General features: G+C 65.2%; 11 protein-coding genes and 1 pseudogene. All 12 read right to left on the bottom strand.

The window, feature by feature from the left end; all coding sequences use genetic code 11:
• Positions 1–47 precede the first annotated feature (47 nt).
• Positions 48–1,130: an ATP-binding protein gene (locus ACXJKE_RS10420; protein WP_457280504.1), complete on the bottom strand. Its 1,083-nt coding sequence runs from the start codon at positions 1,128–1,130 to the stop codon at positions 48–50.
• Positions 1,127–4,945, bottom strand: coding sequence for a cobaltochelatase subunit CobN (cobN, locus tag ACXJKE_RS10415; RefSeq protein ID WP_457280503.1), 3,819 nt, complete (start codon positions 4,943–4,945; stop codon positions 1,127–1,129). The genes ACXJKE_RS10420 and cobN overlap by 4 nt, the downstream gene beginning before the upstream one ends.
• Positions 4,946–5,113: 168 nt before the next feature.
• Complete coding sequence (gene cobW / locus ACXJKE_RS10410; RefSeq protein WP_457280502.1) at positions 5,114–6,175, bottom strand: cobalamin biosynthesis protein CobW; 1,062 nt, start codon at positions 6,173–6,175, stop codon at positions 5,114–5,116.
• Between the two features lie 23 nt (positions 6,176–6,198).
• Positions 6,199–7,044 carry an ABC transporter substrate-binding protein gene (locus tag ACXJKE_RS10405; RefSeq protein ID WP_457280501.1) on the bottom strand — a complete coding sequence of 282 codons (846 nt, stop codon included), beginning with the start codon at positions 7,042–7,044 and terminating at the stop codon, positions 6,199–6,201.
• Positions 7,045–7,048: 4 nt separating this feature from the next.
• Positions 7,049–7,618, bottom strand: a complete 570-nt coding sequence (cobO, locus tag ACXJKE_RS10400; protein WP_457280977.1) for a cob(I)yrinic acid a,c-diamide adenosyltransferase — start codon at positions 7,616–7,618, stop codon at positions 7,049–7,051.
• A 294-nt stretch (positions 7,619–7,912) separates the two neighbouring features.
• Positions 7,913–8,335, bottom strand: a pseudogene (locus ACXJKE_RS10395) (ABC transporter ATP-binding protein); the annotation flags it as partial.
• A 92-nt stretch (positions 8,336–8,427) separates the two neighbouring features.
• Positions 8,428–9,507, bottom strand: a complete 1,080-nt coding sequence (locus tag ACXJKE_RS10390) for a FecCD family ABC transporter permease (RefSeq protein WP_457280500.1) — start codon at positions 9,505–9,507, stop codon at positions 8,428–8,430.
• Positions 9,504–10,373 carry an ABC transporter substrate-binding protein gene (locus ACXJKE_RS10385; protein WP_457280976.1) on the bottom strand — a complete coding sequence of 290 codons (870 nt, stop codon included), beginning with the start codon at positions 10,371–10,373 and terminating at the stop codon, positions 9,504–9,506. The genes ACXJKE_RS10390 and ACXJKE_RS10385 overlap by 4 nt, the downstream gene beginning before the upstream one ends.
• A 125-nt stretch (positions 10,374–10,498) precedes the next feature.
• A complete protein-coding gene (locus ACXJKE_RS10380; protein WP_457280499.1) occupies positions 10,499–11,083 on the bottom strand; it encodes a bifunctional adenosylcobinamide kinase/adenosylcobinamide-phosphate guanylyltransferase in 585 nt (194 codons plus the stop codon).
• Positions 11,080–11,928, bottom strand: a complete 849-nt coding sequence (locus tag ACXJKE_RS10375; protein WP_457280498.1) for an ABC transporter substrate-binding protein — start codon at positions 11,926–11,928, stop codon at positions 11,080–11,082. The genes ACXJKE_RS10380 and ACXJKE_RS10375 overlap by 4 nt, the downstream gene beginning before the upstream one ends.
• The gene (locus ACXJKE_RS10370; RefSeq protein ID WP_457280497.1) at positions 11,925–13,265 is read right to left on the bottom strand and encodes a cobyrinate a,c-diamide synthase; all 1,341 of its coding nucleotides are present in this window, start codon (positions 13,263–13,265) and stop codon (positions 11,925–11,927) included. The genes ACXJKE_RS10375 and ACXJKE_RS10370 overlap by 4 nt, the downstream gene beginning before the upstream one ends.
• Before the next feature lie 18 nt (positions 13,266–13,283).
• Positions 13,284–15,194, bottom strand: a complete 1,911-nt coding sequence (locus tag ACXJKE_RS10365) for a TonB-dependent receptor domain-containing protein (RefSeq protein WP_457280496.1) — start codon at positions 15,192–15,194, stop codon at positions 13,284–13,286.
• Between the last annotated feature and the right edge of the window lie 83 nt (positions 15,195–15,277).

The following is a 15,277-nucleotide window of genomic DNA, read 5'->3' as shown; positions in this document are numbered from 1 at the left end:
CCACCGCCAGCTGCCAGTCCCGTTGCGCGGGCGGCGGCTGGGGTGGCCTAGGCTTTTTTTGGCGGCCACCCGGCAATTTTTTGAACCTTGGTCGTTCCCTCGGGCTGGGCAGGCAAGGCGCCCCAATCGCCCTGGGGCGCGGACGCAGCAGCTTGCGGGTCTTGCAGGCGCTGCGGGTTGTGTTGCGGTTGCTGCTGCGGTGCGCTGTGGGTGCCGGGCGCTGGTGTCGCACTGCCTTCGGGTCGGCGGTGGGCCAGTGCCAGTTCAGCCACAGCGTCTACATCGGCCACAGACACTTCGCTGCGCCCTTCCAGCGCGGCAAGCGCGCGTGCGGCGCGCAGCATCACCAGATCGGCGCGCATGCCATCCACACCGGCGGCAATCGCGCAGGCAGCGGCATGGTGCAGCACCGCGTCCGACCAGATCAGGCGTGGCAAGGCAGCGCGGGCGGCCACCAATGCGGCGCTCAGCGCACCTTGTTCTTCGGCATGCTGCGCGCCCAAGGCCCCGGGGTTTTCATCAAAACCCAGGCGCGCGCGCAGGATGGCGGTGCGCTCTGCGGCATCCACCGGGTTGGCCAGCACCAGCGAGAGGCCAAAGCGGTCCAGCAGCTGCGGGCGCAGCTCGCCCTCCTCCGGGTTCATGGTGCCCACCAGCACAAAGCGCGCGGCGTGCTGTTTTGAGATGCCATCGCGCTCCACCGTGTTCACGCCGCTGGCTGCCACGTCCAACAGCGCATCCACCAGCGCATCGGGCAACAGGTTGACCTCGTCCACATAGAGCACACCGTTGTGGGCCCGCGCCACCAGCCCAGGCGCCAGGCGCACCTGGCCGTCGCGCAGCACGTCTTCCACATTCAGCGTGCCCACCAGTTGCTCCAGGCTGGCGGCCAACGGCAAGGTGACAAAGGGCGCACCGGGCAGCAGCGCGGCCAGCGCACGGGCCGCAGTGGACTTGGCCGTGCCACGCGGGCCGCTGATCAGCACACCGCCAATGCCGGGGTCTATGGCTACCAGCTGCAAAGCCAGCTGCAGCTGCGGCTGGCCGACCAGCGCGGTGAAGGGAAAGGCCGCGCGGGTGGCGGGCTCAACAGGAATGTTCAGTTCAGGAATGCTCATGGTCGTGCTCATGTCAAAGGTCCTTCTCCGTGTTCTTCAAGCCGGCGCTCCAGCGCCAGCAAATGGTCTTCGATGCGTTCGCGCTGGTCGCCCGGCGCCTCCCACAGGCCGCGCTGCATGGCCTCCAGCAGGCGCTCGCCAATGCTGCGCAGTGCGCCGGGGTTGTGCTGCTGCAAAAACGCGCGGTTGGTGTCGTCGTGCAAATAAGCATCGGCCACCAGCGCGTACTGGTGGTCGCCCACCACGCCTGTGGTGGCGTCAAATGCAAACAGGTAGTCCACCGTGGCGGCCATCTCAAAAGCCCCCTTGTAGCCATGGCGGCGCACGCCCTCCAGCCACTTGGGGTTGACGGCGCGCGAACGCACCACGCGCGCCACCTCTTCGCCCAGCGTGCGGATACGCGGCGCACCAGGCACGCTGAAGTCGCCGTGATACAGCGATGCGGGCGCACCCGCCAGATGTTCGACTGCCACCGCCATGCCACCCTGGAACTGGTAGTAGTCGTCCGAATCGAGCACATCGTGCTCGCGGTTGTCCTGGTTGTGCAGCACGGCATCCAGACCGGCCAGGCGCTGCTCGAAACTGCCACGCGCTGGTGCGCCGTGCTCGCCCTGCCCGTAGGCAAAGGCGCCGGCGCGCAGATAGGCCTGAGCCAGATCGGCGCCGTCGTTCCAGCGGCCGCTGGCCATGACCTCTTGCAGACCAGCGCCATAACCGCCGGGGCGCGGGCCAAACACGCGCCAGGTGGCTTCGCGCTGGGCGTCCTCTGCACTCAAGCCCTTGGCCTGTGCCTCGGCCGCTTCGCGCTGCACCCGGGCGCGGATGGGATTCACGTCGTCGGGCTCGTCCTCTTCACTGATCGCGGCCACGGCGCGCACGGCGGTATCAAACAGGTCAATCACATTGGGGAAGGCATCGCGGAAGAAACCCGAAACGCGCAAAGTCACATCCACGCGCGGACGGTTCCTGATAGCCATGGGCAGCACTTCAATGTCCACCACCCGGCTGCTACCGTCGGCCCACTTGGGCCGCACGCCCAGCAACGCAAAGGCTTGTGCAATATCTTCGCCGCCCGTGCGCATGGTGCTGGTGCCCCAGACCGACAGGCCCAGGCAGCGCAACATCTCGCCATGGTCTTGCAGGTGGCGCTCAATCACGCGCTCAGCCGCCGCGGCGCCCATGGCGTAGGCGGTCTGTGTGGGCACGGCACGCGTGTCCACCGAATAGAAGTTGCGGCCTGTGGGCAGCACGTCAGGCCGGCCACGCGAGGGTGCACCGCTGGGACCGGCGGGCACAAACTTGCCAGACAGGCCGCGCAGGCACTGCGCAATCTCCTGCGGACCACAAGCGTCCAGACGGGGGCGCAACACAATGCGCATGCGCTGCAGCACCGGGGCGGCGTGCGGCCAGGCAGTGGCGTCCCATGGCGCATCGGCCACCACATGGCTAGCTACCAATTGCCGGGCCAGCAGTTCCAGCCGCTCGCGTGTATGGCCGGCGTGACGCCAGGCTTCGGTACTCATGTCTTGCAACACCGGAGGGAATGGGCCGCCCCAAGGTGCGGCCCATTCGGGGCTCAACACGCTGAAGCCGTCCACACCATCCAGCTCCAAATCCTGAGTCAATGCCACCAGCAGGCTGCGCTGGCCGGCGGCCGTACCACCTGGAAAACGCGCCAGCGCCACCAGCGTGTCGATTTGCTGGCGGCCCTGTGGTGATGTGCCCAGGATGTGCAGCCCATCGCGGATCTGTGACTCCTTGATCTCGCACAGGTAGGCGTCCAGCCGCAGCAGCAGCGCTTCACGGCCCGCGTCATCGGCGGGTTTGGCAAAGCCCAGGTCAGTGTGCAGGTTCTCAGTCAGCACACGCTCCAGAATGTCGCCGCGCAGGCGTTGGGCGCGGCGTGGGTCCAGTGACAGGGCCTCGTAGTACTCGTCCATCTGGCGCTCGAGTTTTTGCAACGGGCCGTAGGTTTCGGCGCGGGTCAGGGCCGGCATCAGGTGGTCGATGATGACGGCCTGCGTGCGGCGCTTGGCCTGGCTGCCCTCGCCGGGGTCGTTGACGATGAAGGGATACAGGTGCGGCAAGGGGCCCAGGATGGCGTCGGGCCAGCAGGCTGCGCCCAGCGCCACGCTTTTGCCAGGCAGCCATTCGAGGTTGCCATGCTTGCCCACGTGCACCACCGCGTCCACCGCAAAACTGCGGCGCAGCCAGAAGTAAAACGCCAGGTAGTTGTGCGTGGGCACCAGGTCGGCATCGTGATACGTGGCCACCAGGTCCAGGTCGCGCCCTCGCGCGGGCTGGATGCCGACAAACACGTTGCCCAGGCGCAGGCCGGAGACCATGAAGCGGCCGCTGCGCACCATGGGGTCCTGTTCGGGGGAGCCCCACAGCGCGTTCACTGCGTCGCGGCTGGCAAGGTCCAGTTGGTTGAAGTCCTGCAGGTAATCGGCCATGGCAAGACTCTGGCCTGCCGGCCGGATGCCGTTCGCGTCCAGGTTGTTGGTCACGCCTGCCACCAGCGCGGCGATCAGTGCGTCACCGCCTTCGGGCAAGGCACCTGTGACATAACCTGCGTCCTGCATGGCGCGCAGCAGGCCCACCGTGGAGGCCGGGGTGTCCAGGCCCACACCATTCGCCAGACGGGCATCGTCGTTGGGGTAGTTGGCCAGGATCAGTGCGATGCGTTTATCGGCATTCGGCCTGTCACGCAGCACACACCAGCGGCGCGCCAGCTCGGCCACAAAGGCCATGCGTTCGGGTTCGGGCTGGTAACGCACCACGTCCACCTGGGTGCGCTCGTCACGCCACGCCAGGCCCTTGAAGCTGATGGCGCGGGTGCCAATGCGGCCGTCCACCTCGGGCAGCACCACCTGCATCGCCAAGTCGCGCGGGGCCAGGCCATGCGGGTCTTCTTGCCACTGCTCTTGGGAACAGCCCGCGGTGATGAGCTGTAGTACCGGTGCATCACCAGCCAATGGGGCCATCTGCGCGCCGTCCACACTGTCCACATCGTCGCCATCGAGTGCGGTGATGGCAAAGCTGGTCGCGTTGAGCACCACGCCCACGCCGTGTTGCGCGGCCAGCGACTGCAACAGCTCCAGGCTAGCGGGGTTCTTGAGCGAATCCACGGCCACGGCCACAGTGTTCAGCCCTTGATCATGCAATGCGACCAGCATCGCGTCAAACACCGCAGTGTTGCCGGCCTGCACATGGGCACGGTAGAACACCAGCAATGCCACCGGCGCGCCGTCTTGCCACGCTTGGGCGCCCAGCGATTCGTAAATTATGGCCGGTGGCAACACCGTAGGCGGTGTGGGCCGAGTCCCCAGGCCAAACGCGGAATAGCCTATCAATTCAAAAAAGTTACGGGCGTTGTCGCGGCCGCCTTCGCGCAGGCAGCGCCAGAGCTGGCGGCAGTCCTCATGCGGGGCGGTACTGCGCAGCAGCAGTTGCAAGTCTTCACTCGCGTCACCCGAGAAGAGCGCCAGCCACTGGCCGCGTTCGCGTGCGAGTTCGCGCACGCGCTCCACCACATAGGCCCAGTCGCTGGCAGCGCCCAGGTGGTCAATCACCACCACGCGCGCATGTTGCAGCACCTCGTCCACATACATGTCGGCCGAAGCGGGCTGGCGCAGCCACATCAGATTCGCCAGGCGGACCGTGGGAAAGCCTTCAGGCAATGCACCCGCCGCATCGGCCAGCAGCGACAGCGTGGTATCCGCCGCGCTGAGCACCACGATGTCGCCCGGCGTTTGCTCCACACGCACCACGCCCTGACCACCGTCTTCAACGTGGCCGCCAGGGCGGGTGGAGAGCAAATGCATGTTTTATTTCACAAGGTAAGGTTGAACAGCCCATCCTGGCGCAGGTCGATGGGGCGCTCTGCGCAGCGGCATAAAGGAGGAGCCCGCAGGGCGGAGGACAGCCGCGGAGCGGAGTGCCCCGTCGGCCTGTGCCCGCCACAAAACTAAAGCTTCAGCGTGCATTTGGATTCAAGCCGCGACGGGTGCCGCCAGCGCCGCACTCAACTCAGCCTGCAACACAGCCGCATTGAGCTCGGAACCAATCAGCACCAGGCGCGACTGGCGCACTTCATCCGCACGCCAGGGGCGATCGAAGTAGCTGTCAAAGCGCGTACCCACGCCCTGCACCACCAGGCGCATGGCCACGCCGGGCAAGGCCACAAAACCCTTGACGCGGTAAATCTCGTGGCGCCCCACCACATCGCGCAACGCAGCCAGCAATGCTTCGCGGCCGGTCACGTCCAGCGCCACCTGCACCGAGTCAAAGGCGTCGTGGTCGTGGTCTTCTTCCTCGTCGTGGTGGGTCTTGCGCTGGTCGATCTGGTCTTCCACTGCGCGCTCCAGGCCCAGCAGCACGCCGATATCGATGCGGCCATGTTGGGCATGCACCAGCTTCACGCCGGGCAAGGTCTCGGCGCGGATGGCGGCTTCCACACCCACCAATTCTTCGGCCGTCAGACCATCCGTCTTGTGCACGATCACCAGGTCGGCCGTTGCCAGTTGGTCTTCAAACAGCTCGTGCAAGGGCGAGTCATGGTCCAGGTTGTCGTCGGCGCGGCGCTGGGCGTCCACGGCCACCGGGTCGTCGGCAAAGTCTCCCGCGGCAACCGCAGGCGCGTCCACCACGGTCACTACGGCATCCACGGTGAAGGTATTGCGCAGCGCGGGCCACTGGAAGGCCTGCACCAGCGGCTTGGGCAGCGCCAGGCCCGAAGTTTCGATGATCAGATGGTCGATCTGGTCGCGGCGCTTGGCCAACTGCTCCATCACGGGCGCGAACTCTTCCTGCACCGTGCAGCACAGGCAGCCGTTGGCCAGCTCATACAGCTGGCCATTTTCTTCACCGTTCTCGTCGCAGCCAATGCCGCAGCCGCGCAGCAATTCGCCATCGATACCGAGTTCGCCAAACTCATTAACGATGACCGCGATGCGGCGGCCCTGCGCGTTGGCCAGCAGGTGGCGCAAGAGCGTGGTCTTGCCGCTGCCCAGGAAACCGGTGACGATGGTGGCGGGAATTTTTCGGGTTTGCATAAGAGTCTCTCGGGTAAAGAAAATTAACGGGGCGCGTCACGGGGAGGCAGGGCCTTGAGGCACTCCACCAGCATCTGGGCGGCCTCGCCCAGGCGGGGGCCAGGGCGTGACAGCAGGTCCATGCGTTCAGTATCCAGCAGGCACAGCTGCTGCTGGCGCACTGCCGGCAGTGCACTCCAGCCGGGGCGGTCTGACACGTTGGCCAGCGTGGCGCGCGGGCCAATGATGAGATCGGGCGGACGACGCAGCAGCAGCTCGGGGTTGATCCTGGGGAACAGGCCCAGGTCGCCGCTCACCACATTGACCAGGCCCAACCTGGCCACCGTCTCGCCAATAAAGCTTTTTTCGCTGGCTGCGGATGAACCTGCCCCCACTTCCACATACACGCTGCGCCCGCGCAATGCGGCGGGCATGCGGCCCGCGGCGATGTCGAGTTCGGTGTCGATACGGGCTATCAGTTCGGTGGCGCGGGCCGGTTCACCCAAGGTGTCGCCCAACTTCACCAGCATGCGTTTCAGATCCGAATGGGTGCGGGCATCCAGCATCATCACCGGCACGCCCAGCGCCTGCAGGCGTTCCCCCGCGCGGCTGCGCGGACCCAGCAAGACCAGATTGGGACGCAAGGTCACAATGCGCTCGACCTGCGCGTCTTCCAGCCCTCCCACCTTGGGCAGCGCCAGTACCGAAACGGGCCAGGTGGAGTGGCGATCAGTGCCCACCAGCTGCGCGCAGCGGCCCAACGCACACACCGCCTCGGTCAGCGAAGGCGCGAGCGTGACGATGCGCGAGACGGGTTGTGCGCCCTGCGCTGCGGCCAGGCTGGAGAACAGCCACAAAGCCAATCCACAAGCAATGAAAAGGAAACGCAAAACTCTAGTCCTCAATGCCGCGTTGGGCGGGAACGCCGGCTTTAAAGTGGTGCTTGATCAAAGTCATCTCCGTCACCGTATCCGCCAGGTCCACCAGCTCGCCCGGCGCATTGCGGCCCGTCAACACCACGTGCACATGCGGTGGGCGCTCGCGCAGGCAGGTGAGGATGGTCTCCAGCGGAATCCAGCCGTAGCGCAGCGGGTACATGATTTCGTCGAGCACCACCATGAAGTGTTCTCCCGCGCGTATCGTGGCCTCGGCCTTGGCCCAGCCGTCGAGTGCCAACTGGGCCGAGTGGTCCAGGTCGCGACTCTTCCAGCTGAAGCCGTCGCCCAGGCCTTCGATGGGAATGCCCAGTTGCTCAAACAAGCGGTGCTCACCAAAGCGCGCCGTAGGCACCTTCATGAACTGGTAGACCTTGACAGCCTTGCCCCGGCCATGGGCACGCAAGGCCAGGCCAAAGGCGGCCGTGCTCTTGCCTTTGCCGTGGCCGGTATTGATCATGATCAGGCCGCGGCGCTCGGCCGTGGGAACGACACGTTCGTAATCGACGGGTGGGGTTTCAATTTGCATGGGAGCTCTCTTTGCAGGATGGTTGACTTTGGGCAGCGCAATCCACTGCCCTTGCAAGGGATGAACAGCAAGGCGTCCGTCAAATACGTCTTCCAGTGCGCGGTGTGTGGCCAGATCGGCGCAGGCGCCTTGGTGGGTGATGCGGCCTTCAGCCATCACGACCATGGTGTCGGCTTGCAATGCCATGGTGATCTCATGCAGAACGCTGACCACGGTTTTTCCTTCGGCCACCAGCGCACGCACCACGTCCAGCCAGTCGGCCTGGTGCGGCGGGTCGAGGTTGGCCAGCGGCTCGTCCATCAGCAGCACCTGGGCCTGCACCGCCAGGGCGCGCGCCAGCAGCACGCGCTGGCGCTCGCCGCCCGACAGTTGCCCCAAGGCGCGCTCGCGCCAGTCCCAGGCACGGGTGGCGCGCAGGGCCTGCTCCACCGCTGCACGGTCGGCGACGCTGGGCGGGGCCAGCCAGGCCTGGTGCGGCAAGCGGCCCAGCATGGCCACGTCCCACACCGTCAGGTCATCGGCCGAGGTTTCGTTCTGGCCCAGCCAGGCCAGCTGGCGGGCGCGTTCGCGGTGCGGCAGGTTTTGCATGGGCCGGCCCAACAACGAGACGCTACCACTGTGTGGCAGCACACCGGCCAGCGCCCTGAGCAAGGTGGACTTGCCTGCGCCGTTGGGGCCGACGATGCTGGTCCACCGACCCGCAGCAATGTCCAGGCTGATGCCGTGCAGTACGTGTTGCTTTTGCAAGCCATTTCCGAGGCTGGCCCTTATAGAGTCTGCGCCGATAGCTATTGAATTCATAGCGTTTCTCATGCTGCACGGCCTCCGCCCAGGCTGCTGCTGCGGTGCATCAGCCACAACAAATAGCCGCCGCCCAGCACCGCGGTGAGCATGCCCACGGGCAGCTCCTGCGGCGCGATCAGCCAGCGTGCCAACGTGTCGGCCGCCATCAGCAACACGCCGCCCATAAGGCTGGAGAGCAGCATCAGGTGCGCGTGCGTGGTCTTGACCACCGAGCGCACCAGGTGCGGTGCGGCCAGGCCTACAAAAGCGATCAACCCGGTTTGAGCCACCGCGGTGCCCGTAGCCAGCGCCAGTACCGCCACCAGCGCCGCGCGCATAGGCGCCACCGGCAGGCCCAGGCTGATCGCCGTAGCGTCACCCAAACTCAAACCATCAAGGACGCGCGCCAGCAGCCATGCCGCCAGCACGCACACGCCCCAGACACTGGCCATGAGCACGCTCGACGTCCAGCCCACAAAGGCCGTGGAGCCCAGCATGAAGGCCTGCATGGCCTGCAACGATTCGGGTGAGAACAGCAGCACCAGGTGCGTCATGGCACCCAGCACAACGCCCACCACCACACCGGCCAGCAGCAGGCGCAGCGTGTGGCCCACACCGCGCGACAGCACCAGCGTGAGCATCACCGCAAACACGGCGCCCAGAAACGCCGCACCGGTCAACCCCAGACGCACCCACAAGCTGCTGGAGAACACACTGACGGCCATACCGCCGCTCATCATGCTGCCGCCCAACATGCCGGCGCCCCCACCCAAAGCGGCCAATGCCAGCGCCACGCCCAGCGAGGCACCCGAGGCGCTGCCCAGCAAATACGGGTCAGCCAGGGGGTTGCGAAACAGGCCCTGGGCTACGGCACCGGCCAGGCCCAGCAAGGCGCCGGCGGCCCAGGCGCCCAAGGTGCGCGGCAGGCGGATCTGCCAAATGATTTGCTGTGCCATGGCGGTTTGCTGCGGGTCCTGTGCGGGGTTGAGCAGCGGACGAATCAGGTTCTCCAGTCCGGCGCTGCCGACACAGATACCCAACGCCACCAAAGCCAATGCTCCCAGCACACCGGCCCAGACCAGCCAGAAAACGCGGGTTTGCATCATGGTTTGGCTCCCGGGGCGGGCGCATTTTTCAGCAGACATTGGGCCATCAGGCGCGCACCTTCAGCCATGCGCGGACCGGGGCGTACCAGCATGTCAGCCTCGTCGGGTGGAAAGATGCAGACCCGCTGCTCGCGCAGTGCGCGGATGCTTTGCCAGCCGGGCCGCACCGTCAAACCGCCGGCGCTGCGCTGGCCGATCATGATCAGGTCAGGGTTGGCGCGAACGATGTATTCGGGGTTGAGCTTGGGGAACGGCCCGAGCTTGGCAGGCACGATGTTTTTGGCACCCAGGCGTGTGAGCGTTTCGCCAATAAAGGACGACTCGCCCGCTGCATACGGCCCCTGGTTCACTTCGAAGTAGATCTTCACATTGCGCACGCTGGTCGGCAACGACTGGGCTGCAGCCGAGACACCGGCATCAATCGCGCGCCAGATGCGTGCGGCATCACGCACCTCCAGCAACTGGCCGAGCTTGAGCATCACGCGCTGCACGTCGGCATGGCTTCGCGGCTCCAGCGCCACCACCTTGATGCCCAGCGCCTGCAGCCGTTCCCCGGCGCGGGACGAAGTGGCCATCAGCACCACATCAGGCTTGAGGGCAACAATCATCTCGATATTCGGGTCCAGCCCGCCACCGACCTGAGGCAGCTTTTGCACGCTGGCCGGGAAGTTGGAATAGCGGTCTACCCCCACCAGACGCTGGCATTGGCCCAGCTCGCACACGGTCTCCGTCAGCGAAGGTAGCAGGCTGACAATACGCTGCGGCGCGGCGGGCAAGGTGACGGTGACGCCCCGATCGTCGGTGACCTGCAAGGCACGAGCGACACCCGCCAGACCAAAGGTAAAGGCAAACGCAAAAACGAGCATCACCAAGACGCGGGGTGGCAGAGCGTTCTGCGCAGGTAAAGGAGGAGCCCGCAACGCGGGCGGGGGACACGGAGCAATACGTCCTGGCCCCTCGCTTCCTCCCAGCGCGCAGAGTTGATGCCGCGTCACGAAAAATCCTTCAACGTCAGCGGCAGGCCTGCTGCCATTAGCGTCACGCGCTGGCAGGTGGCGGCCACATCCTGGTTCAGTTTGCCCAAGGCATCCACAAAGGCTCGAACCTCGCGCCCCATGGGAATTACGCCCAGCCCAATCTCGTTGCCCACCAGCACCACCGGGCCAGGGGCCTGGGTAATTGCTATCAAAAGAGAAGCGGCTGGCGCACTGTCCATGGGGGCTAGAGGCTTATTTTGTTCAAAATCCACGGGCATCAACCGGTTGGTGAGCCACAGCGTCAGACAGTCCACCACTACCAAGGTGTCGGGCTGGCTGTGTTTTTGAATCGCCTCCGCCAGTGCCAACGGCTCTTCCACCGTGGTCATGCCGGGCACGCGCTCGGCGCGATCCGTCTGGTGGCGGGCGATGCGCTGGCGCATCTCCTCGTCCCAAGGCTGTGCGGTGGCAATCAGCACGGCGCGGTGGCCCAGTCGCTGGTCCAGCCACTGGCGCGCCAGCAGTTCGGCACGGCGTGACTTGCCACTTTTCTGGCCGCCCAGAATCAGTTCGCTTTTGGCAATCGTCATAGCGCTCATGATCGGAACGCTCCGGCTTGTTCAGCGTCCATCCACTGCAGGATGATCTGGTGCATCCTGGCCACGCCGTCGGTCAGCGCAGCGGGGCCGGGCTGCAGTATGTCGGGCGACTTGATTTCAAACAGCTGGTTGTGACGCACCGCATTCACCGCACCCCAACCCTCGCGTGCCACCACGTTCTCCGGCCGGAATTTCTTGCCGCACCAGGAGCCCAGTATGAGATCCGGGTTACGGCGGACGATCTCGGCCCCGTCGGCAATGATGCGGTTCTTGCCCAGCGATTCGGCGGCGAGCTCAGGAAAGCAATCGTCACCTCCCGCGATGCCGATGAGCTCCGACACCCAGCGGATCGCGCTGATGTGCGGGCTGTCCCATTCTTCAAAATACACCTTGGGGCGGCGCGCACCCTTGGCGACCCTGGCCGCGACGGCCGCCTGCATGGCACGCAAATCGGCCTGCATCTGTGCAATGCGCTGCGCACCCTGCTCTGCCTCGCCCACCATGGCGGCCAGCTGGAACAGCATGGAGAAAATTTCGGCCACGCTGCGCTGGTTGAAGATGGTGACCTGCACACCGCGCTTGACCAGGTCCGAAGCAATGTCGGCCTGCAGATCCGAAAAGCCCAGCACGCAGTCGGGCTGCAGTTCCATGATCTTCTCGATCTTCGCGCTCAGAAAGGCGCTGACGCGCGGCTTCTCGTCGCGCGCGCGTTTGGGCCGCACGGTGTAGCCCGAGATGCCCACAATGCGCTGCTGCTGGTCCAGCAGGTAGAGCCATTCGGTGGTTTCCTCGGTCAGGCAGACGATGCGCTGCGGGCCGGGCTGGTAGTGCAGCAAGTCCGTCATGCAGTCACCTCTACAGATGTGGTGAATAGCGCTGCCACCGCTTCGGGGCAGGATGGAAACCAGGCATGAAAGTAACTGGCGCGCACCGCACCATGCTGCCACACGGCCTCGCCCGCGTCCGGCGCGGGCGCGGTGCCCGGCCGCGAGGTGCGTGCCGCGGCCTGTAACGGCGTGGCCGTGGTCGAGTAATGGAAAGTGTGGCCGCGCAAGGTGCCGCTTTCCAGGGCCAGCTGCTGCGGGCCCAGGCCGGCCAGCAGCTTTTGCATGGTCACTTCGCCAGGTAGCACACCCCATTGCACATGGCGTTTGCCATCCAGTGTGACCAGCGTCTCAAACAGGGCCATCATGCCGCCGCACTCGGCCCATACAGGTTTGCCTGCGGAAATGTGTGCGGCCAGGCTGGTGCGTAGCGCGGTGTTTGCCGCAATTGTCTCTGCGTGCAGTTCGGGGTAACCACCAGGAATCCACATCGCGTCGCAGGCCGGTACAGCCGCGTCAGCCAATGGCGAAAAGAACACCAGCTCAGCACCCAGCGCGCGCAGGGTATCGAGGTTGGCGGCGTAGATAAAACAGAAAGCGGCGTCGCGCGCAACAGCGATGGTTTTGCCTTTCAACATGGGAGCAATGGGCGCAGAGGCTTCCGGCGCCGCGAAGTCCACCGCCCATCGCTGCAAGTCGTCCAGGGTCATCTGACCCAGCGGCGTGGTGGCCAGCGTATCGGCTGCGGCGTCCAGCCTTTCCATGGCATCTGCCACTTCGGTCGCGACGGTCAGCCCCAGGTGGCGCTTGGGCAGGCTCATGGCGGGATTGCGCAGCACTGCCCCCAACCATTGGTCCGGTGCCACACTGGCCTGCAGCATGCCCGCATGCCGCGCATTGGCCACGCGGTTGGCCAGCACGCCGGCCCATGGCATGTCGGGGCGATAGTGCTGCAAGCCAAAGGCCAGCGCGCCGAAGGTTGCCACCATGCCCGATGCATCCACCACCGCCAGCACCGGCAAGCCAAAGCGTTGTGCCAGGTCGGCCGCGCTGGGTTCACCGTCAAACAGGCCCATCACGCCTTCCACAATGATAAGGTCGGCCTCCAGTGCCGCCGCATGCAGGCGCGCGCGGCAATCGTCCTCGCCCGTCATCCACAGATCCATCTGGTACACCGGCGTGCCGCTGGCCAGGGCGTGCCAGCACGGGTCCAGAAAGTCCGGCCCGCACTTGAAAACCCGAACCCGGCGGCCCTGCCGCGCATGCAGGCGCGCCAGCGCGCAGGTCACCGTCGTCTTGCCCTGGCCGGAAGCCGGGGCGGCGATGAGGATGGCAGGGCAACGGGCGGAAGTTTGCATGGCTGGTGTGGATGAGGCTTACTGGGGTGCCCAGGTCAGGCCGACGTACACGGAGCGCCGGCCATTGGCGTAAGTGCCGGCAGTCTGGTAGGCCTTGTCGGTCACATTGTCCAGCTTGGCGACCAGTTTCCAGTCGCGCGACAGCGCCGTCGTGGCGCTCAGGTTCACGAGCGAGTAGCCTGGCAGCACCACGTTGCTGGTGTCGCTGTCGAGTGCGTGCGAGGCCATCACCAGGTCCGTCGCCAGTTGCCAGCCGCCCACCGGCATCTCGGCGCCCAGCGTGCCGTATTGGCGGGAGCGGCGCTGCAGGGTTCGGTTGGTAACCAGGTTCTTGGGATTCTGCAGATCCAGCGAGCCGTGGATGTGAACATTGCCCAGCGTCTCGGCAGCCGTGAATGTCAGCCCTGTGTACTGGGCCTGCGCCGTGTTGGCATAGCAGCCACGATTGCTCAGCACCGTCGGCGGGCCGCCATTGATGCAGGGACCGTTGCCCGTGACGAAGCTCAGCAGGTTGGTCAGGCGGTTGCGATAAGCGGTGACACCGTACTGGGCAGTCCCCTGGCTGTATTTGAGCGCCATTTCCACGCTGCGGCCGGATTCGGGCTTCAAGGTCGAGGTGCCGTAAATGCTGAAACGCTGGTACAGCGTGGGGACCCGAAAGGAGGTGCCGGCGGATGCGGACACTTTCCACTGTGGCGTGAGCGCAAAGGCATAGGCGGCGGAGCCGGTGGTCTTTCCGCCGAATTCGCTGTCCGTGTCATGGCGGGCGTTGAACTGCACCGTGTGCGCGCCGCCGCTCCAGCCGTAGCCCAGGCTCACGCCATCCAGCGAACGGTTCCCGTTGAGGGTGCTCATGCCAGCCGGCACGGCCGAAGAGCCGACCAGGCGGAACACATCGCGACGGCTTTCCAGTGTAGCGCTCAGGAGATGCGCGCCAATGCGGTATTCGTTCTGGAGCAACAACGTGCTGATGGTGCTCTTGTCGTAAGAAATCTGCGGGGTCGAGCCATTCAGGCCTTCTTCACCGGAGTCGGTACCCTGCGTGACCGCCAGCTTGGTGCTGTATTGGCCAGACCATTTGGCTTCCCACTGCAGGCCCAGGGTCTGCAGGTCGCTGATACGGCGAAAGTCGCGTGTGAGGCCGCCGTCGTACTGCGCATCCATATGGCTCTGCAACACATTGGCTTCAATGCGGTGGTCAGGATTGATTTGAAAACCCAGCTTGGCATTGGCACTCTGGCTTTTGTAGCCGTCGGCATCGGGGTTTTGAGCCGGGATGGTCCGGGCATTGAAGCCATCGCTTTGTCCCTGCGTCAAGCCCAGAGAATAGTCAAAGCCGCCCGCTGAACCGCTGGCGGCGAGCTCGACCCGGCTGGTATTGTAGGAACCGTAACCCACCGTCACGGAAGGCGAAAAAGGGCCTTGGCCGCGCTTGGTGAATATCTGGATCACGCCGGCCACGGCGTCGGAGCCATAGACTGCGCTGCTGGGGCCGCGCACGATCTCAATGCGATCAATCAGCGAGAGTGGAATGTTGTTCCAGGAGACGGCTCCAGCCGTCGTCTGCGACTCCATCCTCACGCCGTCTACAAAAACCGGGGTGTGGCGGGTTTCACCGCCACGCACAAAAACGCTTGTATTGCTGCCGATACCGCCGTTACGGGTGATCTGTATGCCCGGCACGCGAACCAGAACATCAGCCAGCCCCACCGGGCCGGCGCGCTCTATGGTTTCACGGTCAATGACCGTGACATCAGCAATGACATCGCCGATGGGTTGGGCGCTGCGCGTAGCGGTTACCACCATTTCCTTGAGTTGTGGCGCCGCGCCGGCCTGGGCCGCCGGGGCAGTCTGGGACAAGGCGGGAAAGGCAGCGGCCACAGCCAGCGGAAGCACGGCAAGGCGTGTGTGGAAAACACAGGTTTTCATGGAATCAGACAATCAACAAAATACCCTCACTGGCTTCCCCGCCAGTGCATGAGCGTTACAAACGCTCATGCCAGTTCATGGAC

The organism is Polaromonas sp. P5_D5 (assembly GCF_054049435.1).
Note: the sequence above shows the minus strand (reverse complement) of the source record. Positions and strands in the feature narration are given on the sequence as shown.